The sequence below is a fragment of the Pantoea sp. EKM10T genome, assembly GCF_011800685.1.
GTDB lineage: Bacteria > Pseudomonadota > Gammaproteobacteria > Enterobacterales > Enterobacteriaceae > Pantoea > Pantoea agglomerans.
This window is the reverse complement of record NZ_JAALEU010000004.1, coordinates 191,323-215,173: the sequence shown is the minus strand read 5'-3', so window position 1 is coordinate 215,173 and position 23,851 is coordinate 191,323. Positions and strand designations below refer to the sequence as shown.

Genomic DNA, 23,851 nt, shown 5'->3' with positions numbered 1-23,851 from the left:
GCAATCAGGCCAGCCTTCGGGCTGGCTTTTTTTTGGCGTAAACCGCCTCATTCACCGCGAGAATTAGGATAGTTTTCCCGCAAGCTTGCCCCTATGATGAAAGGCTCCCTTTATGCGGTAGCGGAGTCCTCATGTCGTTTAAGATCAACATCATCAAAGATAAGCTCCTGTCCGAAAACTGGTTTGTGCTGCGTAACTACACCTATGAGATCACCGATCGTCGTGGTGAGGTTATCCGCCATAAACGTGAAGTCTACGATCGCGGAAACGGGGCGACCATCCTGCTCTATAACCGTGAAAAGAACAGCGTGGTCCTGACGCGGCAGTTCCGTATCGCCACTTACGTCAACGGTAACGAGGGCGGCATGTTAATTGAAGCCTGCGCTGGCTTGCTGGACGACGACTCTCCGGAAGATTGCATTCGCAAAGAGGCGATTGAAGAGACCGGTTATGCGGTGGGCGAGGTGGAGAAACTCTATGCCTGCTATATGTCGCCGGGCGGCGTCACTGAATTGATCCACTTTTTCGCAGCGGAATATAATGAATCGCTGCGCGACAATGCGGGCGGCGGCGTTGAAGATGAGTCGATCGACGTGCTGGAGCTGCCTTTCCCTGATGCGCTGGCGATGGTCGCCGATGGCCGCATTCGCGACGGCAAAACCGTCATGCTGTTGCAGCATGCGCAGATTGCTGGCTGGCTGATACCATAAAAAATCATGCAGTTAGCCTGTTGCAGCGTGACGGCGTTTAGCGTGGAATAGTGAAACATCATCCACTTTCCATGCACGCTTTTTAAGCAGTTAACTGCGCTTTTTGCACAGGTTCACAGAATGGGAACCCTGGCAGGGCCGTTGATGCGCTATCCTCTCCACTCTGGGTATTCGGGGATCGATTTTCTTAATGTCGTATTGGATGAAATCGCTGTGGCTGTTGCCGTCTCTGTGGGTTGCCTGTGTTCAGGCGGAACCGTTGCAAAAGTCATTCAACGACTGGCAAATCACCTGCAACAATGAAGCCTTTTGCGTGGCGCGCAATATTCCGGGCGACAAAGGGTTAGTGATGACGATTTCGCGGCATGCGGGCGTCAACGATCGCCCCTTGCTGCGAATCGACTACGGCAGTGCCTACAGTGGCGCGCTGCCTGGCGGTTCGCTTCAGGACAACCTGCTACTAGATCAGCGCCGTCTGAAACCCGACCTCAAACACTGGACGGTTGAACCGCATCATCTCGCCACCAGCAATGCCATCGCAATTGATGAGTTTCTTGATCTGGTGATGGAGGCGAAAACCCTTCAGCTCACTTTCGATCCCAATGCGCTGATCTCCCTGCGCTGCATGAAGGCCGCGCTGTTGCTGATGGATGACACCCAGGGGCGGGTCAACAGCATGAGCGCATGGGTCAAACGTGGCGATCGCGCCAGCTGGGATGTCCCACCACCGCCTGCGCTGCCGCCCTTGCCGCCTGCTGTCGAGCCACCCGCGGCATTGACGCGCGATGAGACCAGCGGATTAATTGATTACGGCACCTGGCGGGTCAATACCGACTCCTGCTCACTCGATCCACTGCGCCGTGAAGTCAGCGTGGCGCCACTCACCGATCAGCGCGCGCTGCTGCTGGTGAGTTGTGAAATGGGGGCTTATAACGTGATCGATCTGGCGTTTGAAGTGACGCGCAGCCAGCCGTATGTCGCGCGCGGCATCACCTTAACTCTGCCGTTTACCCCACCAGGTGCCAGTGATCGACAGCTTGAGCTGATTAACGCCGAATATGATGCGGCCAGCGGCCAGCTCTACACCTTTGGTAAAGGACGTGGATTGGGTGACTGCGGCAGTGCCACACGCTGGCAGTTTGATGGCACGCGTTTTGTGTTAGCGGAGTATGCGGAAGAGTCGACCTGTGACGCCTGGCACAGCAGTGATGACTGGCCAACCCTGTGGGTCAGCCAGTCTGACGGTGGCGTACAGCAGCGTTAACGAATCGCCTGCACCATCATCGGCGAGCCAAGCTGATTACCGACCAGTTCGGCCAGCATATTATTCACGCCGTCGCTCATTGGCGTAAAGCGGGTCAGCGGCGAGCGTGTCACCACCACAAATACCCCTACGTTATGCTGCGGCACCATCGCCATATAGGTGATGAAACCGCCGCCGCCGCCGGTTTTCTGAATAATGCCAGGGCGACCATTTTTCGGCCCCATAAAGACCCAGCCCATCCCCAGCGCATCCGCTTTGCCTGGCACATCCATGCCTTCTACCTTGCTCAGCTGATCGCGACGATAGATCAGCGTTTGCAGTCGATCGATCTGCGGCGTGCGGTGGTTAACCGAAGAGTTAAGGAACTGCTGCATCCAGCGGCCCATATCATCCGGCGTGGAGTAAACACCGCCGCTGCCAATCGCCGCCAGGGTGTTATTGCACGGACTGGCCCCTTTTTCCGCCACCATCAGGCGTCCGCACTGCTCAGGCGACGGCGTAAACGTCGTGTCCTTCATGCCGAGCGGTCGGGTAATCAGCTGCTGAAACAGTGCCGGATAGGGTTTGCCGGTGGCGCGCGACAGCGCATCACCCAGCAGATCGTAGCCCAGGTTGGAGTAGGCGGCACTGCTGCCTGGCGCCGCTTTGAGGTTAGCGCGCGACAGCCACGCCCAGCGTTCACCACGGGTCGGCCAGACAAATACCGGACGCTGCGCTTTGCCGCCTGGCTGTTCGCGAGGCAGTCCGCTGGTGTGGGTCGAGAGATTGATCAGGCGAATGGGCTGACCATTGTAGGTGGGCACGCGTGAACCCGGCGGCGCATATTTACTCAGGGGATCGTCGAGGCGGATCTGTCCGCGCTCAGCCAGCTTCACCATCACTTCACTGGTCATCAGCTTACTCAGCGAGGCGATGCGAATCAGCGAATCTTTCTGCGGACGGACATTGTTGCCGGGACGGGTTTCACCAAAGCTGGCGAACACCCGCTGATTACCATCAATCGCCACCAGTGCCATGCCGGTTGCACCGCTGCCGTAAAAGATATGTTCCGCATAGCGATCAACAATCTGAGAGGCCAGCAGTGGATCGGGCGCGACCTGCGCCATGCTTTTTAATGGAAGCAGTGAAACCATCAGGGCCAGTAAATAGGGTGTGCGCATGTTCAACGGAAGTGGCTTCGCTATAAAATCGGAGGAAATCTGCCTTCACTCATCGGGATGCATCAGGACAGAACCGCGTTATCCCGGCAGAACAACAGCAGGAACAGACGGACAGCCAGCGCACAGGCAGCATTAAGTATGACGGCTCTATAGTAATGAGTTTGCGCAGGGCGGGAAGAGGGGAATGGAGTTTTTTTTATGTATCAGGCTATAAGTGGAAATGGCCCTTCCCGGTGAGCCGGGAAGGGCATAAGCATTAAACTGGCTTGAGTAATGCTTCAGCGTGGCTGACGATATTCTCAACCGTGAAGCCAAACTCCGGGAACAGCTGACTGGCCGGGGCGGATTCACCAAAGGTGGTCATACCGACAATCGCACCGTCCAGACCGACATACTTGAACCAGTAGTCAGCAATACCCGCTTCTACCGCCACACGCGCTTTCACGCCGCTCGGCAGTACGGATTCGCGGTAAGCGGCATCCTGCGCATCAAACAGGTCAGTAGAAGGTAGTGAAACCACCCGAACCTTGTGACCGCCTGAAGTGAGCTTATCCGCTGCACCCAGGGTGATCTCAATCTCTGAACCGGTCGCGATCAGAATCACTTCTGGTATGCCGTCGCAATCCTTCAGCACGTAGCCGCCGCGTTTGATGTTTTCGATCTGCTCCGGGGTACGTTCCGGCTGCAGCAGATTCTGACGCGAGAGGATCAGCGCTGTCGGACCGTGATGACGTTCGACGGCGGCTTTCCACGCTACAGCCGTTTCGACCTGATCGCACGGACGCCATACGCTCATATTTGGCGTCAGACGCAGGCTGGCGATCTGCTCTACCGGCTGGTGCGTCGGGCCATCTTCGCCCAGACCGATGGAGTCATGGGTGTAGACCAGAATCTGTCGTGCCTTCATCAGCGCAGCCATACGCGCGGCGTTACGCGCATATTCAACAAACATCAGGAAGGTTGCGGTGTAGGGAACGAAACCGCCATGGTGCGCGATACCGTTACCAATCGCCGTCATACCAAATTCACGCACGCCGTAGTGAATATAGTTACCGGCCGGATCCTCTTTGATCGATTTAGAACCTGACCAGATGGTGAGGTTACTCGGTGCCAGGTCAGCAGAACCGCCGAGGAACTCCGGCAGCATTTTGCCGTAGGCTTCCAGCGAGTTTTGTGACGCTTTACGGCTGGCGATTTTCTGCGGGTTAGCCTGCAACTCCTGAATGAACCGGGTCGCTTCGGTTTCCCAGTTGGCGGGCATTTCGCCATTCATCCGGCGCTCATACTCTTTCGCCAGCTCTGGATGGGCTTCTTTGTAAGCCGCAAATTTTGCATCCCAGGCTTTTTCACGTTCAGCACCCGCCGCTTTGTCATCCCACTGCTGGTAGATTTCAGCCGGGATCTCAAACGCCGGATAGTTCCAGCCGAGCTGTTTGCGGGTCAGGGCAACTTCTGCCTCACCCAGCGCCGCGCCGTGCGACTCCTCTTTACCGGCTTTGTTCGGCGAACCGAAACCGATAATGGTGCGGCAGATAATCAGTGAAGGCTTATCGGTGACGCTCTGCGCCTCTTTGATCGCCTCACGAATGGCATCAGCGTCATGGCCGTCAATGTCGCCAATCACATGCCAGTTGTAGGACTCAAAGCGTTTATGGGTGTCGTCAGTAAACCAGCCTTCGGTCTCGCCATCGATCGAGATACCGTTATGGTCATAGAAGCCGATCAGTTTGCCGAGACCCAGGGTCCCCGCCAGTGAACAGACTTCGTGCGATATGCCTTCCATCAGACAGCCATCGCCCATAAACACATAGGTGTGGTGATCGACAATCTCATGATCCGGACGGTTAAACTGCGCGGCCAGCGTGCGTTCTGCAATGGCTAAGCCCACGGCGTTAGCCAGTCCCTGACCCAGCGGGCCAGTGGTGGTTTCAACGCCTGGGGTGTAGCCGATTTCCGGGTGACCTGGCGTTTTAGAGTGCAGCTGACGGAAATTTTTCAGCTCTTCAATCGGCAGGTCATAACCGCTCAGGTGCAGCAGGCTATAAAGCAGCATCGAGCCGTGGCCGTTGGAGAGGATAAAGCGGTCGCGATCAAGCCAGGCGGGATTGGTCGGATTATGCTGGAGGAAGTCGCGCCACAACACTTCGGCGATATCGGCCATTCCCATTGGCGCACCGGGGTGGCCTGAATTTGCCTTCTGTACCGCATCCATGCTCAGTGCACGAATCGCGTTTGCCAACTCTCTGCGTGAGGACATAAAGTTCTCCCTTGTTATGCATCAGGGCGGGAAAGTCCCGCCCGACTAAAATAAAGACTACAGGCGTGCGGCGAGCACATCTTCCAGCTTCTGCTGGTCAACCGCGAACTGGCGGATGCCGTCAGAAAGTTTTTCAACTGCCATCGGATCCTGATTATGTTCCCAACGGAACTCCGCCTCGGAGAGCGGCGACGGCTGGTGGAAGCCTTCAGTTGAAGGCTCCAGTTTGCGCTCAAGCGGCGCATCACTGTTCTGCAACTCTTCCAGCAGGTTAGGTGACAGGGTCAGGCGGTCACAGCCTGCCAGTGCGATAATCTGCTCCACTTTACGGAAGCTGGCGCCCATGATGATGGTGCTGTAACGGTGCTTCTTGTAGTAATCGTAGATGCGACGCACGGATTTCACGCCCGGATCTTCATCCGCCACGTAGGGGTCCATGGGCTTGCGCGAGTTATACCAGTCGTAGATGCGGCCAACGAACGGGGAGATCAGGAACACGCCCGCTTCGGCACAGGCACGCGCCTGAGCAAAGGAGAAGAGCAGTGTCAGGTTGCACTGGATGCCGTTTTTCTCCAGCTCTTCCGCTGCGCGGATGCCTTCCCAGGTTGAGGCCAGCTTAATCAGTACGCGTGAGCGATCGATACCGTGCTCTTCATACATCCGAATCAGTTTTTCTGCTTTGGTCACACACATGCCACGATCGAAGGAGAGGCGCGCATCCACTTCGGTCGAAACACGGCCCGGTATGCTTTTCAGGATTTCCATACCAAGGTTGATCGCCACTTTGTCGCTGGCGTTGATAATCTGCGTCTCTTTGCTGCCGCCCTGTTTTTTGGCGTACTCAATCGCGTCATCCATCAGGTGCTTATACCCTTCGAGACCGGACGCTTTCAGAATGAGTGAGGGGTTGGTGGTGGCGTCTTCCGGATGGTAATTACGAATCGATTCGATATCACCACTGTCCGCCACCACGGTGGTGAACTGTTTTAGGGCTTCTAGCTGGTTCATCTCTAAACTCCTTGAAAAGAAAAATGAAAGCGAACAGGGGGCACCTCAGGCCTCGCAGCCGGTCTGTGGCATGTTCTGCTACCGGGAACGCGGACCCATAACATTGCAACAGAGAGTTTCTGATGAAAATGCGGTTTCTCTGATTGTTGCGCTGCGAGGCGGTGCGAAGGAGCCGTCATGCGGTGTTAACCGTGGGGTGCGCCATATTCCATCCTTAAGCATAGCAGTCAGGAGGAATGACGCAGGCCACACTGTAGCAATCCGTGCCCTGTAAAAAAGAAGAGGCCGATCAGGCGAGAGGTAAGCGCAGCGCGGGTTGAGACGCGCGCTGCAGCGGCAGAAACGATCAGACTGGCAGATTCAGCCAGTTCTTCACCGGCAGGAAATCGCGATAGAGGGCGGCTTCAGGCGAGTCGGCATCGGGCTGATAATCATATTCCCAGCGCACCAGCGGGGGCATCGACATCAGGATCGACTCAGTGCGACCGCCGGTCTGCAGACCAAACAGCGTGCCGCGGTCCCACACCAGATTAAACTCCACATAGCGACCACGGCGATAGAGCTGGAACTGACGCTCACGATCGCCCCACGGGTGATCTTTACGGCGCGCCACAATCGGCCGATAGGCATCCATAAAGCCGCGGCCAACCGCCTGCATGAAGCTGAAGCTCTGCACAAAGTCGGGCGTATTGAGATCGTCAAAAAACAGGCCGCCAATGCCGCGCTGCTCATCACGATGCTTCAGATAGAAATAGTCATCACACCACTTTTTATAGCGCGGATAGACATCCTCGCCAAAAGGCTGGCAGAGGTCAGCGGCGGTCTGGTGCCAGTGCAGCGCATCTTCTTCGAAGCCATAAAAAGGGGTCAGGTCAAATCCGCCACCAAACCACCAGACGGGATCGGCACCCGGTTTCTCCGCGATAAAAAAGCGCACGTTGGCGTGGCTGGTGGGCACATAGGGATTGTTCGGGTGGATCACCAGCGACACGCCCATCGCTTCAAAGCTGCGACCCGCCAGCTCCGGCCGGTGTGCAGTGGCGGATGCCGGCATCTGATCGCCATGCACGTGCGAAAAGTTGACGCCCGCCTGCTCAAACACCGCGCCGTTGCGCAGCACGCGGCTCTGACCGCCGCCGCCGCCAGGGCGCTGCCAGCTATCTTCAGCAAACGCTGCGCCGCCATCTTCAGCCGCCAGCTGGTTACAAATCTCATCCTGCAATGCGAGCAGGAACGCTTTTACGCGGGAAATATCAGCCATTTTTTCGCTTATGGTTTGTCAAAGTCTGAAGCGATTATACGCAAAACCGCGCCGCTTGCATGAGTGCGGCGAGTCGCACGGCCTGAACCGACGACATGCATCAGGCGTTGCGGCGATCAAACTCATCAAAGTAATTGACGATGCCGCTGGCAATAGCCGAGGCGATTTTCTGACGAAACGCGGTGGTGCCGAGCAGCTGCTCTTCACGCGGATTAGTAATAAAGGAGGTTTCGACCAGCACCGAGGGGATCGACGGTGACTTGAGTACTGCGAAGGCCGCCTGCTCGGTGTGCTGGCTGTGAAGATGATGAACCGGGCGGATCTGATCCAGTACATGCTTGCCCAGCGTCAGGCTGTTTTTGATGGTGTCCGTCTGCACCAGATCGAACAGGATCTGCTGCAGATAGTGATCCTGCTGCTGCGCTTTCACGCCACCCAGCTTGTCCGCATCGTTCTCCCGCTGTGACAGATAGCGCGCCATCGAGCTGCTGGCACCGCGATTAGAGAGCGCAAACACCGAGGCACCGCTGGCATCGGGACTGGTAAAACCGTCGGCATGAATCGACATAAAGAGATCTGCGCCGTGCTGGTGGGCGATCTCCACCCGCTGATAGAGCGGAATAAAGTGGTCGCTGTCGCGGGTCAGACGCACTTCTATGCGCGGATGGCTCTGTAGCTGACGCTGCACGTTACCGGCAATCTCCAGCACGATGTGTTTCTCTTCTGAACCCTCTTCGCCAACGGCACCAGAGTCGATGCCGCCGTGACCGGGGTCGATCATCACGATACGTTTCCCGTTCTTTGCGGGCGGGGCAGGGCGCGAGTGACGATTTGCACCAGTAAGCGCAGACTGCTCTTTAGCCTGAACCGCGCGCGGCGATAAAATGGCCAGAGCCAGCCCGGAAAGCAGTAACTGACGGCGATGAATCAAACGTTTAAGCAGGTGCATGTGCGGGTCCGGTAACAGGAATCTTGCCGGTGTTATAGCCTAAGGGGCTGCTGCCTGCGATCACAGAACCATTTCAGGGCATTACTTTGTATTGCAGGTCGCGAACAGTAAATTTGCGCTTTTTTATTTGTCGCCCGTCATGGAGGGTTGCGTGCGGCAGAGAATGCGTGATAATCAGCAAATTGTGCTTATTTGCAGGTAAAGAAGATGGAAATCCGCGCCTTCCGCCAGGAAGATTTTGAAGAAGTGATCACCTTATGGGAACGTTGCGATTTGTTACGGCCATGGAACGATCCGGAGCTGGATATCGAACGCAAAATGAATCACGACCCCGATCTCTTTCTGGTCGCTGAAGTGGGCGGCGTGGTCGTGGGCACACTGATGGGCGGCTATGATGGCCATCGCGGCGCGGCTTACTATCTGGCCGTGCATCCCGACTATCAGGGACGCGGCTTTGCGAATGCGTTGATGAACCGTCTGGAGAAGAAGCTTATCGCGCGCGGCTGTCCGAAACTGCATCTGATGATCCGCGAAGAGAATGATCAGGTGGTGGCGTTCTATGAGAAGCTTGATTATGAGCCGGTCGATGCGCTGCTGTTTGGTAAACGTCTGATCGAAGATCGTGAATACTAAGCCGTCACCGGGCTATCTGCCGGACGAGTATGACGCCAGAGGGCAGCTGCGGCTGCCGTTTCTTTTTTGGCTGATCCTGTTACTCCAGGCACGGACCTGGCTGCTGCTGGTGATGGCCGGTGCGTCTCGGCAGCAGGGCAACGATCTGCTGGCGCTGTTCTATCCGGATCGTCAGGCGTTCTGGATCGGTCTTGCGCTGGGTTTACCGGCGCTGGCGGGCCTGCTACTGACCGGGTATCGCACCCGCCTGCCGCGACTCTGGCAGCACTGGCGCAGCGTGCTGGCGCTGTCGCTGCTGGTGAATCTGCTCTGGCAGGGAATGCAGTTTGTGCAGGGCGATCTGCTCACCTCACCGCTGCCATTGCTGCTGACGCTCTTTGACCTGCTGGCGCTGATCTGGCTGCAATCCAGCCGCCGCTGTCGCGACTGCTTTCTGCCCGAACATCATCTTCACTAAACTTTTTGTCGCTTTGCGACTCCAATCAGTTCCGCCTTTCCGGCATCGCATTTACAGGAGTTCTCATGAAAGCTGTTCGTTCCACGCTACTGATCGCCGCGGTTGTACTGAGCGGCTGTGCCAGTTCGGGTTCCGGCGCTGACAGCAGCCAGCAGGCAAGCTGGTGGAATCCGCTGACGTATCACTGGTCTTCGGCGCTGCCGTGGAACTGGTTCGGTTCCTCGCTGACCGCGACTGAACAGGGTGTGGGTGGGTTAACTGCCTCGACCGCCATGAAAGAGGACGCGATTAATGCCGGACTGAACGGTGACTATAACCTGCGTCAGGGCATGCGCAGCCAGAACGGTCAGGTGGTCTCTTTCTGGCAGGCGCTGGATGATGGCAACGTTAAGCTGGTGATTTACGGGCAGTCGCAGGTTGAACGTATTGAGGTCATGGACAGCGCAATCGCCAGCAGCGATGGCAGCAAAGTGGGTGATCTCTTCAGTAATAAGTTCAGCAAAGCCTTCGACAACTGCACCTTAGCCAGCGGCACCGATGCGCGTGACGTGGCATGCCGTGCGCCTGGCAGTCAGCATCTGACCTATGTTTATCAGGGTGACTGGCATGGACCGGAGGGATTAATGCCCTCGGACGATACGCTGAAAAGCTGGAAAATCAGCAAGATTGTCTGGCAGCGTTAATCCCTCGTCTTCAGCGCGCCGCCCGTCAGGCGGCCGCTGAGCCTCCCGAAACCTTTGACGGCGCGCACGGCACGGGGTTCCTCCTACCTATCGGCTTTTGCTGATTTCTGCATAAACAGTGCCGTCGTCTTATGCTTTTTTCGACTTTGAAATCATCAAACGATATATAAAACCGTTACTGGTTTTCACTGAGTTATAAATAAACTGGTGCCTCAGCGGGTGAGATCCGCATCAAACTTTTTCAGGGTGCCAAATGACATTACAAGCGATGAAAAAAATCGTGAGCGGTATCGCGTTGTCGCTGAGCCTGGCCGGCGCAGCCAATGCCACTGAACTCCTCAATAGCTCTTACGATGTTTCGCGGGAGCTGTTTGTCGCCCTGAATGCTCCCTTCGTTAAACAGTGGGATGCCAGTCATCCCAGCGATCCACTGACCATTAAGATGTCGCACGCCGGTTCATCGAAGCAGGCGCTGGCTATCCTGCAGGGACTGCGCGCGGATGTCGTCACATACAATCAGGTTACGGATGTGCAGGTGCTGCACGATAAAGGCAACCTGATTGCCGCAGACTGGAAAAGCCGTCTGCCGAATAACAGCTCGCCTTTCTACTCCACCATGGCGTTTCTGGTGCGCAAAGGGAATCCAAAACAGATTCACGACTGGTCAGATTTGACCCGCAGTAATGTGAAGCTGATTTTCCCGAATCCGAAAACCTCAGGTAATGGCCGCTACACCTATCTGGCCGCCTGGGGCGCAGCGGAGAAAGCGGACGGGGGCGATCAGGCCAAAACCCGTGCCTTTATGACGCAATTTCTGAAAAACGTTGAAGTATTCGACACCGGTGGTCGCGGTGCCACCACGACCTTTGCTGAGCGTGGCCTGGGCGACGTATTAATTAGCTTTGAGTCCGAAGTGAATAACATCCGCAACCAGTACGGCAAAGATGAGTATGAAGTGGTGGTGCCGAAAACCAACATTCTGGCGGAGTTTCCGGTGGCATGGGTGGATAAAAACGTCGCCACCAATAAAACCGCTGATGCGGCCAGCGCTTATCTGAACTATCTCTATACACCTGAAGCGCAGAATATTATTACTCACTACTACTATCGCGTGAACAATGCACAGCTGATGGCGGAGCAGAAAGATCGCTTCCCGCAGACCAACCTGTTCCGGGTGGAAGAGGCGTTTGGCGGCTGGGATAAGGTGATGAAGACGCACTTCGTCAGCGGCGGTGAGCTTGATAAGTTGTTAGCGGCGGGGCGCGGATAATGTTTGCAGCCAGCCAGAAACGCGTGTTGCCCGGCTTTGGTCTCAGCCTCGGCACCAGTCTGCTCTTTACCTGTCTGATTCTGCTGCTGCCTATCAGCGCGGTGATCATGCAGCTGTCGCAGATGACGCTGCAACAGTACTGGGATGTGGTGACCAATCCGCAGCTGATTGCCGCCTATAAAATAACGCTGCTCTCTGCAGGCGTCGCCTCACTGTTTAATGCGGTGTTCGGCATGCTGATGGCATGGATCCTGACCCGTTACCGTTTTCCGGGGCGGACGCTGCTGGATGGCCTGATGGATCTGCCGTTTGCACTGCCTACGGCGGTGGCGGGTCTGACCCTGGCCGGACTCTTTTCGGTCAACGGCTGGTATGGACAGTGGTTCGCTCAGTTCGACATCAAAATTTCCTATACCTGGATTGGTATCGCCATCGCCATGGCCTTTACCAGCATTCCGTTTGTGGTGCGTACCGTACAGCCGGTGCTGGAAGAGTTAGGCCCGGAGTATGAAGAGGCGGCCGAAACGCTGGGTGCCACGCCGTGGCAGAGCTTCCGCCGCGTCGTGTTGCCGGAAGTGGCACCGGCGCTGCTGGCCGGAACGGCGCTCTCCTTTACCCGCAGCCTGGGTGAATTTGGTGCGGTGATCTTTATTGCCGGTAACATCGCCTGGAAAACGGAAGTCACCTCGCTGATGATTTTTGTCCGGCTGCAGGAGTTCGACTATCCGGCGGCCAGCGCCATCGCCTCGGTAATCCTGGCGGCATCGCTGATTCTGTTATTTGCGATTAACACATTACAGAGCCGCTTTGGCCGTCGTCTGGGAGGTCACTAATGGCTGAGGTTTCACAAATTAATCACGCTGCTCGTCAGCCAGTGAACTGGGGCAAGTGGCTGCTGATTAGTATCGGCGCGCTAATCTCGATTCTGCTGCTGGTGGTGCCGATGGCCTCCATCTTCTGGGAAGCGCTGAATCAGGGGCTGATTGTCGCTCTCAGCAATCTGGCGGATCCGGACATGCTGCACGCCATCTGGCTGACCGTGATGGTGGCGCTGATCACCGTACCGGTTAACCTGGTGTTCGGCACGCTGCTCGCCTGGCTGGTGACGCGCTTTACCTTTCCGGGTCGTCAGTTGCTGCTGACCCTGTTTGATATTCCTTTTGCCGTGTCGCCGGTCGTGGCCGGTCTGATGTATCTGCTGTTCTGGGGCGTTAATGGCCCGGCAGGCGGCTGGCTGGATGCGCATAACATCCAGATTATGTTTGCCTGGCCTGGCATGGTGCTGGCGACGGTATTTGTGACCTGTCCGTTTGTGGTGCGCGAACTGGTCCCGGTGATGCTGAGTCAGGGCAGTCACGAAGATGAAGCGGCGGTGCTGCTGGGCGCCTCTGGCTGGCAGATGTTCCGCCGCGTAACGCTGCCGAACATTCGCTGGGCGCTGCTGTATGGCATCGTGCTGACCAACGCCCGTGCGATTGGTGAATTTGGTGCGGTCTCGGTGGTATCGGGATCGATTCGCGGTGAGACCTACACATTACCGCTTCAGGTTGAATTATTGCATCAGGACTACAACACCGTTGGCGCGTTCACCGCGGCCGCCCTGTTAACCCTGATGGCAATTGTGACGCTGTTTCTGAAAAGCATTGTGCAGTGGCGTTTAGAGCAACAGCACAAACGCCTGCAACAGGAGGGAAATCATGAGCATTGAGATTAACAAGATCAACAAATCCTTTGGTCGCACATCGGTGCTGAACGATATCTCTCTGGATATTGCCTCGGGTGAAATGGTGGCGCTGCTTGGCCCATCAGGCTCGGGTAAAACCACGCTGCTGCGCATTATTGCCGGGCTGGAGCATCAGAACAGCGGTCAAATCCGTTTTCATGGTAACGATGTCAGCCGCCTGCATGCTCGCGATCGTCAGGTCGGTTTTGTCTTCCAGCACTACGCGCTGTTCCGTCATATGACGGTATTCGACAACATCGCCTTTGGCCTGACCGTGCTGCCGCGTCGTGAGCGTCCTTCAACGGCGGAGATCAAACAGCGTGTTACCCGTCTGCTGGAGATGGTGCAGCTGGCTCATCTGGCGAATCGCTTCCCGGCACAGCTGTCGGGCGGCCAGAAACAGCGTGTGGCGCTGGCGCGTGCGTTAGCGGTTGAACCGCAGATTCTGCTGCTGGATGAACCCTTTGGCGCGCTGGATGCTCAGGTGCGTAAAGAGCTGCGCCGCTGGCTGCGTCAGCTGCATGAAGAGCTGAAATTCACCAGTGTGTTTGTCACCCACGACCAGGAAGAGGCGATGGAAGTGGCGGATCGCGTGGTGGTGATGAGCCAGGGCAATATTGAACAGGTCGGCACGCCAGATGATGTGTGGCGCGATCCGGCGACCCGTTTTGTGCTGGAATTCCTGGGTGAAGTGAACCGCTTTGATGGCGAGATTCAGGGATCACAGTTCCACGTTGGCGCGCACCACTGGCCGCTGGGCTATACCTCGGCCCACCAGGGCGCGGTTGAGCTGTTCCTGCGTCCGTGGGAAATCGACGTGTCACGCCGCAGCAGTCTGGAAACCCCGCTGCCGGTACAGGTACTGGAGGTGAGCCCGCGTGGACACTTCTGGCAGCTGGTCGTCCAGCCTGCAGGCTGGCAAAGCGAGCCGGTCTCGGTGGTGTTTGAAGGTGAGCAGACAGCGCCGATTCGCGGCGAGCGTCTGTTTGTTGGCTTGCAGCAGGCGCGTCTCTATAAGGGCGATACGCCACTGCGCGCAGTTGCCTTTGCACAAAGCGCCTGATATTTTCTCTTCAACACCGGGCGGGAGTGACACTCCCGCCTTTTTTTCGCATCTGGTTTGTAAGATGCCAGGAACCGCACCGTGACGACTCTCGAAAATACCATCGGCAATACCCCGCTGATTAAGTTGCAGCGCCTTACGCCCGCCAACGGCAGCGAGGTCTGGCTCAAGCTGGAAGGCAATAATCCGGCAGGTTCGGTAAAAGATCGCGCGGCCTGGTCGATGATCAATCAGGCAGAGCTGCGTGGTGATATTTCACCTGGCGATCAGCTGATTGAAGCCACCAGCGGCAACACCGGGATTGCGCTGGCGATGATCGCGGCGATGAAAGGCTACCGACTTCGCCTGCTGATGCCCGACAACATGAGTCAGGAGCGGCAGGACGCGATGCGCGCCTATGGCGCAGAGTTAATCCTGGTGCCACGTGAACAGGGCATGGAGGGCGCACGCGATCTGGCGCAGGCGATGGCGGCGCGCGGTGAAGGCCGGGTGCTGGACCAGTTTAATAATCCCGATAATCCGCTGGGTCACTATCAGACCACCGGCCCGGAATTGTGGCAGCAGTCGAACCAGCGCATGACCCATTTTGTCTCCAGCATGGGCACCACCGGCACCATTACCGGCGTAGGACGATATCTGAAAGAGCTCAACACGGGCGTGCAGGTGATCGGTTTGCAGCCCAGCGAAGGCAGCAGTATTCCAGGCATTCGTCGCTGGCCGCTGGCCTATCTGCCGGGGATCTACCGTCCCGATCTGGTGGATGATGTGATAGATATGACGCAAAAGGAAGCGGAAGAGACGATGCGCGCGCTGGCACGCCGTGAAGGCATTTTCTGTGGCGTCAGTTCAGGCGGCGCGGTGGCGGGTGCGCTGCGCATTGCGCAGGCCAATCCTGGCAGCGTGGTGGTGGCGATCGCCTGCGATCGCGGTGACCGTTATCTCTCTACCGGACTCTATCATCAGTAACCTCTGCTGATGCGGAATCAGGCCTGTGCGTGCATTTACTGCCCACAGGCCTTTTTTTAACCCCAATTTTCAGTGCCAGATAGACTGAATCTGTAAGGATCGCGTAAATCAGGCTGCGCGAATGTTCAGCACAGGACAAAATAGCGGCAATTCTCCAGAGAGATAACCATGAAAATTTTGCTTGTTGATGATGATGTCGAATTAGGCACGATGTTAAGCCAGTACCTTATCACCGAAGGGTTTGATGCCCAGCTGGTTCTGACCGGCAGCGCTGGCGTGCAGGGCGCGTTATCGGGAGAGTTCACCGCCATGATCCTGGACATTATGCTGCCCGACATGAGCGGCATTGATGTGTTGCGTCAGGTGCGCCAGAACAGCCGGATACCGGTGATTATGCTGACCGCCAAAGGCGATAATATTGATCGCGTGATCGGTCTGGAGATGGGCGCGGATGACTATATGCCCAAGCCCTGCTATCCCCGAGAGCTGGTGGCGCGTCTGCGCGCCGTATTGCGCCGTTTCGAAGAGCAGGCACCGCAGCCAGACGCCAGAGAGCCGCTGCGCTGGGGAGAGCTGATGCTTAATCCCGCCACCCGCATAAGCGAATGGCAGGGTAAAACCTTTGATCTGACGGCGTCGGAATTTAATCTGCTGGATCTGCTGCTGCGTGCGCCGGACAGAGTGGTGTCAAAAGATGAGCTCTCCGAAAAGGGACTCGGTCGTCCGCGTGAAGCCTATGACCGCAGCGTCGATGTGCATATCAGTAACATTCGTCAGAAGCTCAGTGCATTAACCGCTGACAGCATCAACATCGAAACCGTTCGCAGCATCGGTTACCGTATTCGATGAAGCAGAGTTACCGTGGACGCATGTTCTGGAAGATCTTTATCGGCTTCTGGATCGTTTTCGTCATTATGAGCCAGCTTATCTGGCTCGGCTTTACGCTCTCCGGTAAACGGCATGAACCGCCTGAACTCGTGGCTATCCGTCGTATTGTGGATCTGCAGATGACCTCCGCCGCGTCAGTGCTGGAGCGGGGCGGGCCTGATGCGCTGAATGCGATGCTATCGGACTGGGATAACAGCGACCGGCAGTTCTTCCACGTCACCCAACAGACAAAACCGTCACAATCAGAAAACAGCGGCAACCTGGATATCAGAGGGCGTTTTCCTGAAGAGGTGGTGCGCTGGGTTCGCGGCGCGGATGGCAAAGCCTATCAGCTGCGCTACGACCTGGATGGCATGCGTAAAGACAGCACGCTGAACATGATGCCGCGCAAATTTCTGAATATTCCTGAGCCGATGTTTGTCTTCGCCGGTTCGGTGGGATTGCTGTTCAGTCTGCTGCTGGCCTGGAATCTGACGCGACCTATGCGTCAGCTGCGGGAAGGATTTTCCCGCGTGGCTGAGGGCGATTTAAGCGTGCGGCTGTTTCCGATCATGCGTAAGCGCCACGACGAGATCTCAAACGTCGCTGAAGCCTTTGACGCTATGGTCGAGCGGCTCGATACCCTGGTGCGCGCACGTGAAGAACTGTTGCATGATATCTCACATGAGCTTCGTTCACCGCTGGCGCGACTGCAGCTGGCGACCGGGCTGGCCAGACAGACGCCAGAAAGTGTGAACAGTTCGCTTGATCGCATTGATGAAGAGGCGCGTCGGCTGGACAAGATGATCGGTGAACTGCTGACACTGTCGCGGGCTGAGCATGAAAGCATCCCGGATGAGCAATATTTTGATCTGACCGGCTTGCTGCAGGCGGTTATTACCGATGTCCGTTATGAAGCGCAGATCCCAGGCGTGCAGGTAGAGTTGCAGGTCGACGATCGCGCTGATTACACCGTGCGAGGCAATGCAGAGCTGATACGGCGCGGAGCAGAGAATGTATTACGCAATGCGCTGCGCTTCTCTCAGCCAGGGCAGCGGATTGATGTTCATCTGCGCGCAGAACAGCAGTGGCTGGTGATTCAGGTGCGCGATCAGGGGCCGGGTGTCGATGAGGATAAACTCTCCAGCATCTTTGACCCGTTTGTGCGGGTGAATTCGCCGCTGATGGGCAAAGGTTATGGTCTGGGACTGGCTATCGTGCGCAAGGTGGTGCTGGCGCATCATGGTGAGGTTGAGGCAAGAAACCGGCCAGAAGGCGGACTGGAACTGACGCTGCGTCTGCCGCACTGGCAGCCCTGAACAGGCAGAAAGCAGAAACGATAACGGCACCCGCGGGTGCCGTTATGTTATGAACGAATGCTTACTTTCTGATGCGAATCACCGGCGTTTCGCCGACGGTGACCTGGCCAGTCAGCTTAATCAATTCCTTGATTTCATCCATGTTGGAGATGACAACCGGTGTCAGGGTTGATTTCGCTTTCTCTTCCAGCAACGGCAGGTCAAACTCGATAACCACGTCGCCTTTTTTGACCTTCTGGCCTTCTTCAGCGATGCGTTTGAAGCCTTCACCTTTCAGTTCTACCGTATCGATACCGAAGTGGACGAACAGCTCAATGCCATTGTCTGATTCGATCGAAAAAGCGTGATTGGTTTCAAAAATCTTACCGATAGTGCCATCAACAGGAGCAACCATTTTGTTGCCGCTGGGCTTGATGGCAATCCCGTCGCCCACGATTTTTTCTGCAAACACCACATCTGGTACGTCTTCAATGTTCACGATTTCGCCTGACAGAGGCGCTACGATGTCAATTGTCCCAGCGCTATCCGTTTTTTCGCCAAAAAGTTTAGAAAACAAACCCATGATCTTCTCCTAAGCAGTAATTTGGGGCCAGCATCATGCGGATTAGCAGAGCGTTTTTTCCTTAATGAACTTGTTTACCAGGTTCATTAAATCTTCCGCTGTCGGTTGAGCCAGTGCCTGCTCCGCCAATGCCTTCGCATCTTCAAAATTAGTATTACGAATGATTTTCTTGATGCCAGGGATAGAAATGGCACTCATGCTGAACTCGTCCAGCCCCATTCCCAGTAACAGTAGTGTAGCACGTTCATCACCTGCCAGCTCACCACACATGCCGGTCCATTTACCTTCAGCGTGAGATGCATCAATGACTTGCTTGATTAAGTTAAGCACAGACGGCGCCATTGGGTTGTACAGGTGCGAGATCAAATCATTACCACGATCGACCGCCAGAGTATACTGCGTCAGATCGTTTGTCCCAATACTGAAGAAGTCGACTTCCTTCGCCAGATGATGAGCAATCACGGCTGAAGCCGGGGTTTCCACCATGATGCCGACTTCAATGCTCTCATCAAAGGCTTTACCTTCTTCACGCAACTGCGCTTTCAGCAGTTCCAGTTCCGCTTTCAGGCTGCGTACTTCTTCAACCGAAATAATCATCGGGAACATGATGCGCAGTTTACCGAAAGAGGAGGCGCGCAGGATGGCACGCAGCTGCGCATGCAGAATCTCTTTGCGGTCCATGGCGATACGGATAGCGCGCCAGCCGAGGAACGGGTTCTCTTCTTTTGGCAGGTTCATGTAAGGCAGGTCTTTGTCGCCGCCGATGTCCATGGTACGCACGATAACGGCCTGTGAACCCATAGCTTCAGCGACGGCTTTATACGCCTGGAACTGCTCTTCTTCGCTTGGCAGTGAGTCACGATCCATAAACAGGAATTCGGTGCGGTAGAGACCCACGCCTTCAGCGCCGTTACGTTCAGCACCGGCGATATCGCGCACAGTACCGATGTTGGCGCAGACTTCAACCTGATGACCATCCAGCGTAACGGCTGGCAGATCTTTCAGCTTAGCTAATTCATGTTTTTCCGACAGATACTGGTTCTGTACGGCTTTCAGCTCTTCCTGAATCGCTTCTGAAGGATTGACGTGAATCGCATTGTTAACGCCATCCAGAATCAGGAAATCGCCATTTTTCACCGTGACGGTCACATTGCCGGTACCGACAATGGCTGGGATCTCCAGCGAGCGCGCCATGATTGAGGTATGTGAGGTACGGCCACCCAGATCGGTGATAAAGCCCAGCACCTTCTTCAGGTTCAGCTGTGCGGTTTCTGACGGCGTTAAATCTTTTGCCACCAGAATGGATTCGTCCGGAATAGCGCTCAGGTCAACGATATGCAGACCGAGGATGTTTTGCAGCAGACGCTTACCGATGTCACGTACGTCAGCCGCACGCTCTTTCAGATATTCGTCATCTAACTCCTCCAGTGCTTTCGCCTGGCCATCGATGACCGAGTAAGCAGCAGCATCGGCAGAAGCGTGATCTTTTTTGATCAGGTCGATGATTTCCTGCTCCAGCTCTTCATCTTCCAGCAACATAATGTGGCCTTCGAAGATTGCTGCTTTCTCTTCACCGAGGGTTTCACCCGCTTTGACGCGAATCGCTTCCAGTTGTAATGCCGCTTTGCTGCGGCCATCGAGGAAGCGCTGAACTTCCTGCTCAACCTGGTCATCAGAAATTTTCTTGCGGTTGATGACGATCTCGTCTTCTTTCAGCAGCAGTGCTTTGCCGAAAGCGATACCTGGTGATGCTAAAATGCCTGAAATCATAACGCTACCTTTTAATCACGATGGCTGATGGGACTCTGTGCGGTGCCATTGTCGCGGGACACGTACTCTACGAAAGCAATAACGCGGACAGGTTGTCCGCGATCAAGATGTTTGCACTCAATGGCGCAGAGGAGTCGATTTGCTGGAGAGCTGAGCGGAGATTACTCCAGTTCAGCCATCAGTTTGACCAGATGCTCAACTGCTTTCTGCTCGTCTTCACCTTCCGCGGAAAGGGTCACAACCGTTCCCTGGGTTAAACCCAGTGTCTGCAGCTTGAACAGGCTCTTCGCGCTCGCTGATTTACCGTTAGAGGTCACGGTAATTTCTGACTGGAAAGCTTTGGCTTCTTTAACGAATTGCGCAGCTGGGCGAGTGTGCAGACCGTTTGGTGCAGTAATGGTAACTTCTTGCTGGAACATTCTATTTCCCCAACGTTATCAGGATGAGTGTTATGGATCTAAAGTCTAGCCTGGAGCCTTTACTTTAGCCTGTGTAGGTGCGCGGGTATAGCTTCATGCTGACCAAAGACGCGCATGCGTCAAATCTACAGTCCGTTGCGTCTCAAAACCGATTCTACACGTCACCGGTTAATTATGCCGTGATTCGCCGTTTCACTGAATCCGTAAATCGATTCAGCTTGATCCACTTCAAACGCGGATTAATTTCAGGCATCGAAATAATTGGCAGTCTAAATACCAGAGCGGCGTCACTGAAATCAATCTGCCGGGTGATGAAAGTGAGATCTGCACCACAAAAAAGCACCCGATTGGGTGCTTTTTTCTCCATTTTCGGACTATCGGCCTCTGCTACTGAAGCTCTTTTTCAGTGAAGAGATCGGCAAACAGGGCAGTACTCAGATAGCGTTCACCGGAGGAGGGGAGGATCACCACAATATTTTTGTTGGCGAAGGCTTCATCTTCCTGCAGCTTCAGCGCCGCGGCAACGGCAGCACCGGATGAGATACCGGCCAGAATACCTTCCTCTTCCATCAGCCGACGCGCCGTACTGATCGCTTCTTCATTGGTGATGGCCACGACGCGGTCCACCAGATTCAGCTCAAGGTTGCCCGGGATAAAGCCTGCGCCGATACCCTGAATTTTGTGTGGGCCGGGCTTGATCTCATCGCCCGCCAGCGCCTGAGCAATCACCGGGGAATCGGTCGGCTCAACCGCGACGGTAATCAGATCTTTTTTGCCTTTGGTGTTTTTGATGTAGCGGCTCACGCCGGTCAGCGTACCGCCGGTGCCGACACCGGCAATAAAGACATCCACTTCGCCGTCCGTGTCTTCCCAGATTTCCGGGCCGGTGGTCTTTTCATGGATTTCCGGGTTGGCCGGGTTGCTGAACTGCTGCAGCAGCACATATTTATCCGGATTGCTGGCAACAACCTCTTCAGCTTTACTGATGGCACCTTTCATGCCTTTGGTGCCTTCGGTCAATATCAGCGTCGCGCCCAGCGCCTTCAGCAACTTACGGCGCTCCACTGACATGGTTTCTGGCATCGTCAGCGTTAATTTATAACCGCGCGCTGCGGCGACATAGGCCAGAGCAATACCGGTGTTGCCGCTGGTCGGTTCAACCAGTTCAACACCCGGTTTCAGAATACCGCGTTTTTCTGCGTCCCAAATCATATTGGCACCGATACGGCATTTTACGCTGAAGCTCGGGTTACGGGATTCAACTTTCGCAAGGATGCGGCCGTTACCGATGCGGTTCAGTCGAACCAATGGCGTATGACCAATTGTCAAAGAGTTGTCTTCATAGATCTTACTCATAGCCTGTCCTTAACTGTATGAATTATTGGGAACCCTATGAGCATACCTTTTCTGCCTGGTGGCGGAAGGAAAGAAATCGTATATCTATATGTCGCCCGGCAATAAGCCCTGCTAAAAAGAGCATAAGGCGCGCTGATGAATTTAACGCAACTCATGACGTGCCAGCGTTGACCGGTAGCGATCGACCCACATGGCGGTGGCACCGCAGACGGCAACCGGCATGATCACCAGGTTCAGAACCGGGATCATGGTGAACAGACTGATTAGCGCGCCAAACTGCATATTGGCCGTTTTGTGTTGACGCAGGGCGTTGCGCATCTGCTGAAACGGCACTTTGTGGTTATCGAACGGATAGTCGCAATACTGGATGGACAACATCCAGGCGCTGAACAGGAACCACAGCACCGGCGCAACGGTCTGGCCAAAGCCAGGAATAAAGTAGAGCAGCAGCAGTCCCAGCGCGCGGGGCAGGTAATAACCCAGTTTTTGCATCTCGCGCTTCATAATGCGCGGCACATCCTTGATCATTCCAGCCCAGCCGCTGTCCGGCAGAGGCTTGCCTGTCAGGCGGCCTTCCAGCTGCTCGGCCAGCAGGCCGCAAAACGGAGCGGCAATTAAGTTTGCCAGGGTCGAAAAGAAGTAGCTAAACACCAGCACAATCGCAATCACCGACAGCGGCCATAACAGATAGCTCAGCCACTGCAGCCAGTCCGGAATATGGGCCATCAGCCGCGGGATCCAGTCACCGAGACGATAGAACAGCCAGATGAAAGCGCCACCCAGCATCACGATATTGATCAGCAACGGCATCACTACAAAGCGGCGAATGCCAGGCAGACGTACCAGTTTCCAGCCCTGGCTAAAGTAGTGCATGCCGTTAAAATTTGAGACGGAATTCTCAATGGCCATAAAGCCAGTTCTCCTGAAGATGTTAAGGCGCGCCCACTATAACCTGGCTTTTTCTCCAGGCCAGGTGCCGTTTGGGTAAAAAAACAGCGAAAAAGCGTGGGTTGCCTATCTTATTTGTCAGAAAATAGTGCACAGACTTGCACTTGTGTAGCAGGGCAAATACAGTTAGAGGATAAAGTTTGCCGCGGTGGCAAGGTATTGGAACAACAGAGAATACAATGATGCAGGATTTGCGTCTGATATTAATCGTTGTTGGCGCGATCGCCATTATAGCGCTCCTTCTTCACGGGCTGTGGACCAGCCGTAAAGAGCGTTCGTCAGTGTTCCGCGATCGCCCGCACAAACGTCTAAAACAACGTGATGAAAATGATGAGCAGGACCTGATTGACGACGAGGATGATGGCGTCGGCGAGGTTCGCGTTCGTTCTGATCGCAACGTACATCAGGAACCGCGTTTCGATGAGATTCGCGAGCCACAGCCAGAAGCGCCGCGTAAGCCTGCGCCCGCTGAGCCTGTGCGTCAGCCTGCGCCACGACCCGCACCGCAACCCGAACCTGAAAGCGACCCGCTTTTTAACACGGCACCGCAGCCTGCTCCGCAGTCGCGCCCTGAACCGGTTCGTCAGCAGCCCGCACCCACCTTTGTCGCGCCGCCCGTTCAGGCCGACCCACTGCTGGATCTCGACCCGCTGGAATCTGTACAGCCAGCACCGCAGTACCAGGCAGAACCTGAGCCGCAGCCTGAAGTGACACCGGCGCCCGCGCCAGCACAGCCTGCTGCTAAAGCGCCAGCGGAAAAACCGAAAGAAGCGGTACTGGTGCTGCATGTTGCCGCACACTCGGGCGGTGAACTGAACGGTGAGGCACTACTGCAGGGTATTCTCCAGGCGGGCTTCCAGTTTGGTGAAATGAACATTTTCCATCGTCATCTCAGTCCGGCTGGCAGCGGCCCTGTATTGTTCAGTCTGGCCAATATGGTTAAGCCGGGCTCATTCAATCCTGACCTGATGACCGATTTCAGCACGCCTGGCATCTCTATCTTTATGATGGTGCCTTCTTATGGCGATGCGAATCAGAACTTCAAGCTGATGCTGCAGTCGGCTCAGCGTATCGCTGATGATGTAGGTGGCGTGGTGCTGGATGATGAGCGTCGCATGATGACGCCACAGAAGCTGGAAACTTACAAAGCGCGTATCCGCGATGTGGTTGGCGTCTGAGACCTGCGCTAAACGCTATCTGAATTGT

The 23,851-nt window shown here is 55.6% G+C and carries 23 protein-coding genes; 13 read left to right on the top strand and 10 right to left on the bottom strand.

Features of this window, described 5'->3' with window-relative positions; translation table 11 throughout:
• Positions 1-131 precede the first annotated feature (131 nt).
• Positions 132-710, top strand: coding sequence for a GDP-mannose pyrophosphatase NudK (nudK, locus tag HFD95_RS09970; RefSeq protein ID WP_010259968.1), 579 nt, complete (start codon positions 132-134; stop codon positions 708-710).
• Positions 711-900: 190 nt separating this feature from the next.
• Positions 901-1,974 carry a DUF1176 domain-containing protein gene (locus HFD95_RS09965; RefSeq protein WP_167430184.1) on the top strand — a complete coding sequence of 358 codons (1,074 nt, stop codon included), beginning with the start codon at positions 901-903 and terminating at the stop codon, positions 1,972-1,974.
• On the opposite strand, the gene ampH is transcribed toward HFD95_RS09965, so the two are convergent.
• The 5 genes from ampH to amiA all read right to left on the bottom strand — a co-directional run bounded on the left by ampH (position 1,971) and on the right by amiA (position 8,609).
• Entirely contained in the window at positions 1,971-3,134 is a 1,164-nt protein-coding gene (ampH, locus tag HFD95_RS09960; RefSeq protein ID WP_010259962.1) for a D-alanyl-D-alanine-carboxypeptidase/endopeptidase AmpH, read from the bottom strand. The two genes, HFD95_RS09965 and ampH, sit on opposite strands and share 4 nt — an antisense overlap.
• Before the next feature lie 256 nt (positions 3,135-3,390).
• Positions 3,391-5,391 (bottom strand): transketolase, encoded by a 2,001-nt coding sequence (tkt, locus tag HFD95_RS09955; protein ID WP_167430183.1) that lies wholly within the window; start codon positions 5,389-5,391, stop codon positions 3,391-3,393.
• 57 nt (positions 5,392-5,448) lie between these two features.
• Positions 5,449-6,399 carry a transaldolase gene (gene tal / locus HFD95_RS09950; RefSeq protein WP_010259954.1) on the bottom strand — a complete coding sequence of 317 codons (951 nt, stop codon included), beginning with the start codon at positions 6,397-6,399 and terminating at the stop codon, positions 5,449-5,451.
• A gap of 346 nt (positions 6,400-6,745) precedes the next feature.
• Positions 6,746-7,660, bottom strand: a complete 915-nt coding sequence (hemF, locus tag HFD95_RS09945) for an oxygen-dependent coproporphyrinogen oxidase (protein WP_167430182.1) — start codon at positions 7,658-7,660, stop codon at positions 6,746-6,748.
• Positions 7,661-7,760: 100 nt separating this feature from the next.
• Positions 7,761-8,609, bottom strand: coding sequence for an N-acetylmuramoyl-L-alanine amidase AmiA (gene amiA / locus HFD95_RS09940; RefSeq protein ID WP_010259947.1), 849 nt, complete (start codon positions 8,607-8,609; stop codon positions 7,761-7,763).
• A 207-nt stretch (positions 8,610-8,816) separates the two neighbouring features.
• Between amiA and HFD95_RS09935 the strand changes: the two genes are divergently transcribed.
• The 10 genes from HFD95_RS09935 (at position 8,817) to HFD95_RS09890 (ending at position 17,590) form a co-directional block, all read left to right on the top strand.
• Positions 8,817-9,242: a GNAT family acetyltransferase gene (locus HFD95_RS09935; protein WP_003848834.1), complete on the top strand. Its 426-nt coding sequence runs from the start codon at positions 8,817-8,819 to the stop codon at positions 9,240-9,242.
• Positions 9,232-9,699, top strand: a complete 468-nt coding sequence (locus HFD95_RS09930; protein WP_010259942.1) for a DUF2919 family protein — start codon at positions 9,232-9,234, stop codon at positions 9,697-9,699. The genes HFD95_RS09935 and HFD95_RS09930 overlap by 11 nt, the downstream gene beginning before the upstream one ends.
• A gap of 65 nt (positions 9,700-9,764) precedes the next feature.
• Positions 9,765-10,382 (top strand): RpoE-regulated lipoprotein, encoded by a 618-nt coding sequence (locus HFD95_RS09925; RefSeq protein WP_124890188.1) that lies wholly within the window; start codon positions 9,765-9,767, stop codon positions 10,380-10,382.
• Between the two features lie 253 nt (positions 10,383-10,635).
• Positions 10,636-11,652 (top strand): sulfate ABC transporter substrate-binding protein, encoded by a 1,017-nt coding sequence (locus HFD95_RS09920; RefSeq protein WP_167430181.1) that lies wholly within the window; start codon positions 10,636-10,638, stop codon positions 11,650-11,652.
• Entirely contained in the window at positions 11,652-12,485 is an 834-nt protein-coding gene (cysT, locus tag HFD95_RS09915) for a sulfate/thiosulfate ABC transporter permease CysT (protein ID WP_167430180.1), read from the top strand. The genes HFD95_RS09920 and cysT overlap by 1 nt, the downstream gene beginning before the upstream one ends.
• Positions 12,485-13,360, top strand: coding sequence for a sulfate/thiosulfate ABC transporter permease CysW (cysW, locus tag HFD95_RS09910; protein WP_010259929.1), 876 nt, complete (start codon positions 12,485-12,487; stop codon positions 13,358-13,360). Before cysT ends, cysW begins: the two co-directional genes overlap by 1 nt.
• Positions 13,350-14,438, top strand: a complete 1,089-nt coding sequence (cysA, locus tag HFD95_RS09905; protein WP_033758582.1) for a sulfate/thiosulfate ABC transporter ATP-binding protein CysA — start codon at positions 13,350-13,352, stop codon at positions 14,436-14,438. The genes cysW and cysA overlap by 11 nt, the downstream gene beginning before the upstream one ends.
• Positions 14,439-14,519: 81 nt before the next feature.
• Positions 14,520-15,404, top strand: coding sequence for a cysteine synthase CysM (cysM, locus tag HFD95_RS09900; RefSeq protein ID WP_033788113.1), 885 nt, complete (start codon positions 14,520-14,522; stop codon positions 15,402-15,404).
• Positions 15,405-15,572: 168 nt separating this feature from the next.
• A complete protein-coding gene (locus HFD95_RS09895; protein ID WP_033769729.1) occupies positions 15,573-16,253 on the top strand; it encodes a response regulator transcription factor in 681 nt (226 codons plus the stop codon).
• Positions 16,250-17,590: an ATP-binding protein gene (locus tag HFD95_RS09890; RefSeq protein ID WP_010259915.1), complete on the top strand. Its 1,341-nt coding sequence runs from the start codon at positions 16,250-16,252 to the stop codon at positions 17,588-17,590. The genes HFD95_RS09895 and HFD95_RS09890 overlap by 4 nt, the downstream gene beginning before the upstream one ends.
• A gap of 61 nt (positions 17,591-17,651) precedes the next feature.
• Here the strand turns inward: HFD95_RS09890 and crr are convergent, their stop codons facing one another.
• The 5 genes from crr to cysZ form a co-directional block, all read right to left on the bottom strand.
• A complete protein-coding gene (gene crr / locus HFD95_RS09885) occupies positions 17,652-18,152 on the bottom strand; it encodes a PTS glucose transporter subunit IIA (protein WP_010259911.1) in 501 nt (166 codons plus the stop codon).
• 42 nt (positions 18,153-18,194) lie between these two features.
• A complete protein-coding gene (gene ptsI, locus HFD95_RS09880) occupies positions 18,195-19,922 on the bottom strand; it encodes a phosphoenolpyruvate-protein phosphotransferase PtsI (protein WP_010259908.1) in 1,728 nt (575 codons plus the stop codon).
• A 161-nt stretch (positions 19,923-20,083) separates the two neighbouring features.
• On the bottom strand, positions 20,084-20,341 hold the full coding sequence (gene ptsH / locus HFD95_RS09875; RefSeq protein WP_003848868.1) for a phosphocarrier protein Hpr: 258 nt from the start codon (positions 20,339-20,341) through the stop codon (positions 20,084-20,086).
• A 387-nt stretch (positions 20,342-20,728) separates the two neighbouring features.
• Positions 20,729-21,697: a cysteine synthase A gene (gene cysK, locus HFD95_RS09870; protein WP_010671366.1), complete on the bottom strand. Its 969-nt coding sequence runs from the start codon at positions 21,695-21,697 to the stop codon at positions 20,729-20,731.
• Between the two features lie 141 nt (positions 21,698-21,838).
• On the bottom strand, positions 21,839-22,606 hold the full coding sequence (gene cysZ / locus HFD95_RS09865) for a sulfate transporter CysZ (RefSeq protein WP_060680702.1): 768 nt from the start codon (positions 22,604-22,606) through the stop codon (positions 21,839-21,841).
• A 218-nt stretch (positions 22,607-22,824) separates the two neighbouring features.
• Between cysZ and zipA the strand changes: the two genes are divergently transcribed.
• The gene (gene zipA / locus HFD95_RS09860; RefSeq protein ID WP_022624162.1) at positions 22,825-23,823 is read left to right on the top strand and encodes a cell division protein ZipA; all 999 of its coding nucleotides are present in this window, start codon (positions 22,825-22,827) and stop codon (positions 23,821-23,823) included.
• The last annotated feature ends 28 nt before the right edge of the window (positions 23,824-23,851 follow it).

Coding starts and splice junctions, on each gene's coding strand:
- cysT (WP_167430180.1), top strand. CDS start 11,652: ATGTTTGCAGCCAGCCAGAAACGCGTGTTGCCCGGCTTTGGTCTCAGC.
- crr (WP_010259911.1), bottom strand. CDS start 18,152: ATGGGTTTGTTTTCTAAACTTTTTGGCGAAAAAACGGATAGCGCTGGG.
- tal (WP_010259954.1), bottom strand. CDS start 6,399: ATGAACCAGCTAGAAGCCCTAAAACAGTTCACCACCGTGGTGGCGGAC.
- ptsI (WP_010259908.1), bottom strand. CDS start 19,922: ATGATTTCAGGCATTTTAGCATCACCAGGTATCGCTTTCGGCAAAGCA.
- ampH (WP_010259962.1), bottom strand. CDS start 3,134: ATGCGCACACCCTATTTACTGGCCCTGATGGTTTCACTGCTTCCATTA.
- zipA (WP_022624162.1), top strand. CDS start 22,825: ATGATGCAGGATTTGCGTCTGATATTAATCGTTGTTGGCGCGATCGCC.
- HFD95_RS09965 (WP_167430184.1), top strand. CDS start 901: ATGTCGTATTGGATGAAATCGCTGTGGCTGTTGCCGTCTCTGTGGGTT.
- cysZ (WP_060680702.1), bottom strand. CDS start 22,606: ATGGCCATTGAGAATTCCGTCTCAAATTTTAACGGCATGCACTACTTT.
- cysA (WP_033758582.1), top strand. CDS start 13,350: ATGAGCATTGAGATTAACAAGATCAACAAATCCTTTGGTCGCACATCG.
- HFD95_RS09895 (WP_033769729.1), top strand. CDS start 15,573: ATGAAAATTTTGCTTGTTGATGATGATGTCGAATTAGGCACGATGTTA.
- cysK (WP_010671366.1), bottom strand. CDS start 21,697: ATGAGTAAGATCTATGAAGACAACTCTTTGACAATTGGTCATACGCCA.
- tkt (WP_167430183.1), bottom strand. CDS start 5,391: ATGTCCTCACGCAGAGAGTTGGCAAACGCGATTCGTGCACTGAGCATG.
- ptsH (WP_003848868.1), bottom strand. CDS start 20,341: ATGTTCCAGCAAGAAGTTACCATTACTGCACCAAACGGTCTGCACACT.
- cysW (WP_010259929.1), top strand. CDS start 12,485: ATGGCTGAGGTTTCACAAATTAATCACGCTGCTCGTCAGCCAGTGAAC.
- nudK (WP_010259968.1), top strand. CDS start 132: ATGTCGTTTAAGATCAACATCATCAAAGATAAGCTCCTGTCCGAAAAC.
- HFD95_RS09890 (WP_010259915.1), top strand. CDS start 16,250: ATGAAGCAGAGTTACCGTGGACGCATGTTCTGGAAGATCTTTATCGGC.
- HFD95_RS09925 (WP_124890188.1), top strand. CDS start 9,765: ATGAAAGCTGTTCGTTCCACGCTACTGATCGCCGCGGTTGTACTGAGC.
- HFD95_RS09920 (WP_167430181.1), top strand. CDS start 10,636: ATGACATTACAAGCGATGAAAAAAATCGTGAGCGGTATCGCGTTGTCG.
- hemF (WP_167430182.1), bottom strand. CDS start 7,660: ATGGCTGATATTTCCCGCGTAAAAGCGTTCCTGCTCGCATTGCAGGAT.
- HFD95_RS09935 (WP_003848834.1), top strand. CDS start 8,817: ATGGAAATCCGCGCCTTCCGCCAGGAAGATTTTGAAGAAGTGATCACC.
- amiA (WP_010259947.1), bottom strand. CDS start 8,609: ATGCACCTGCTTAAACGTTTGATTCATCGCCGTCAGTTACTGCTTTCC.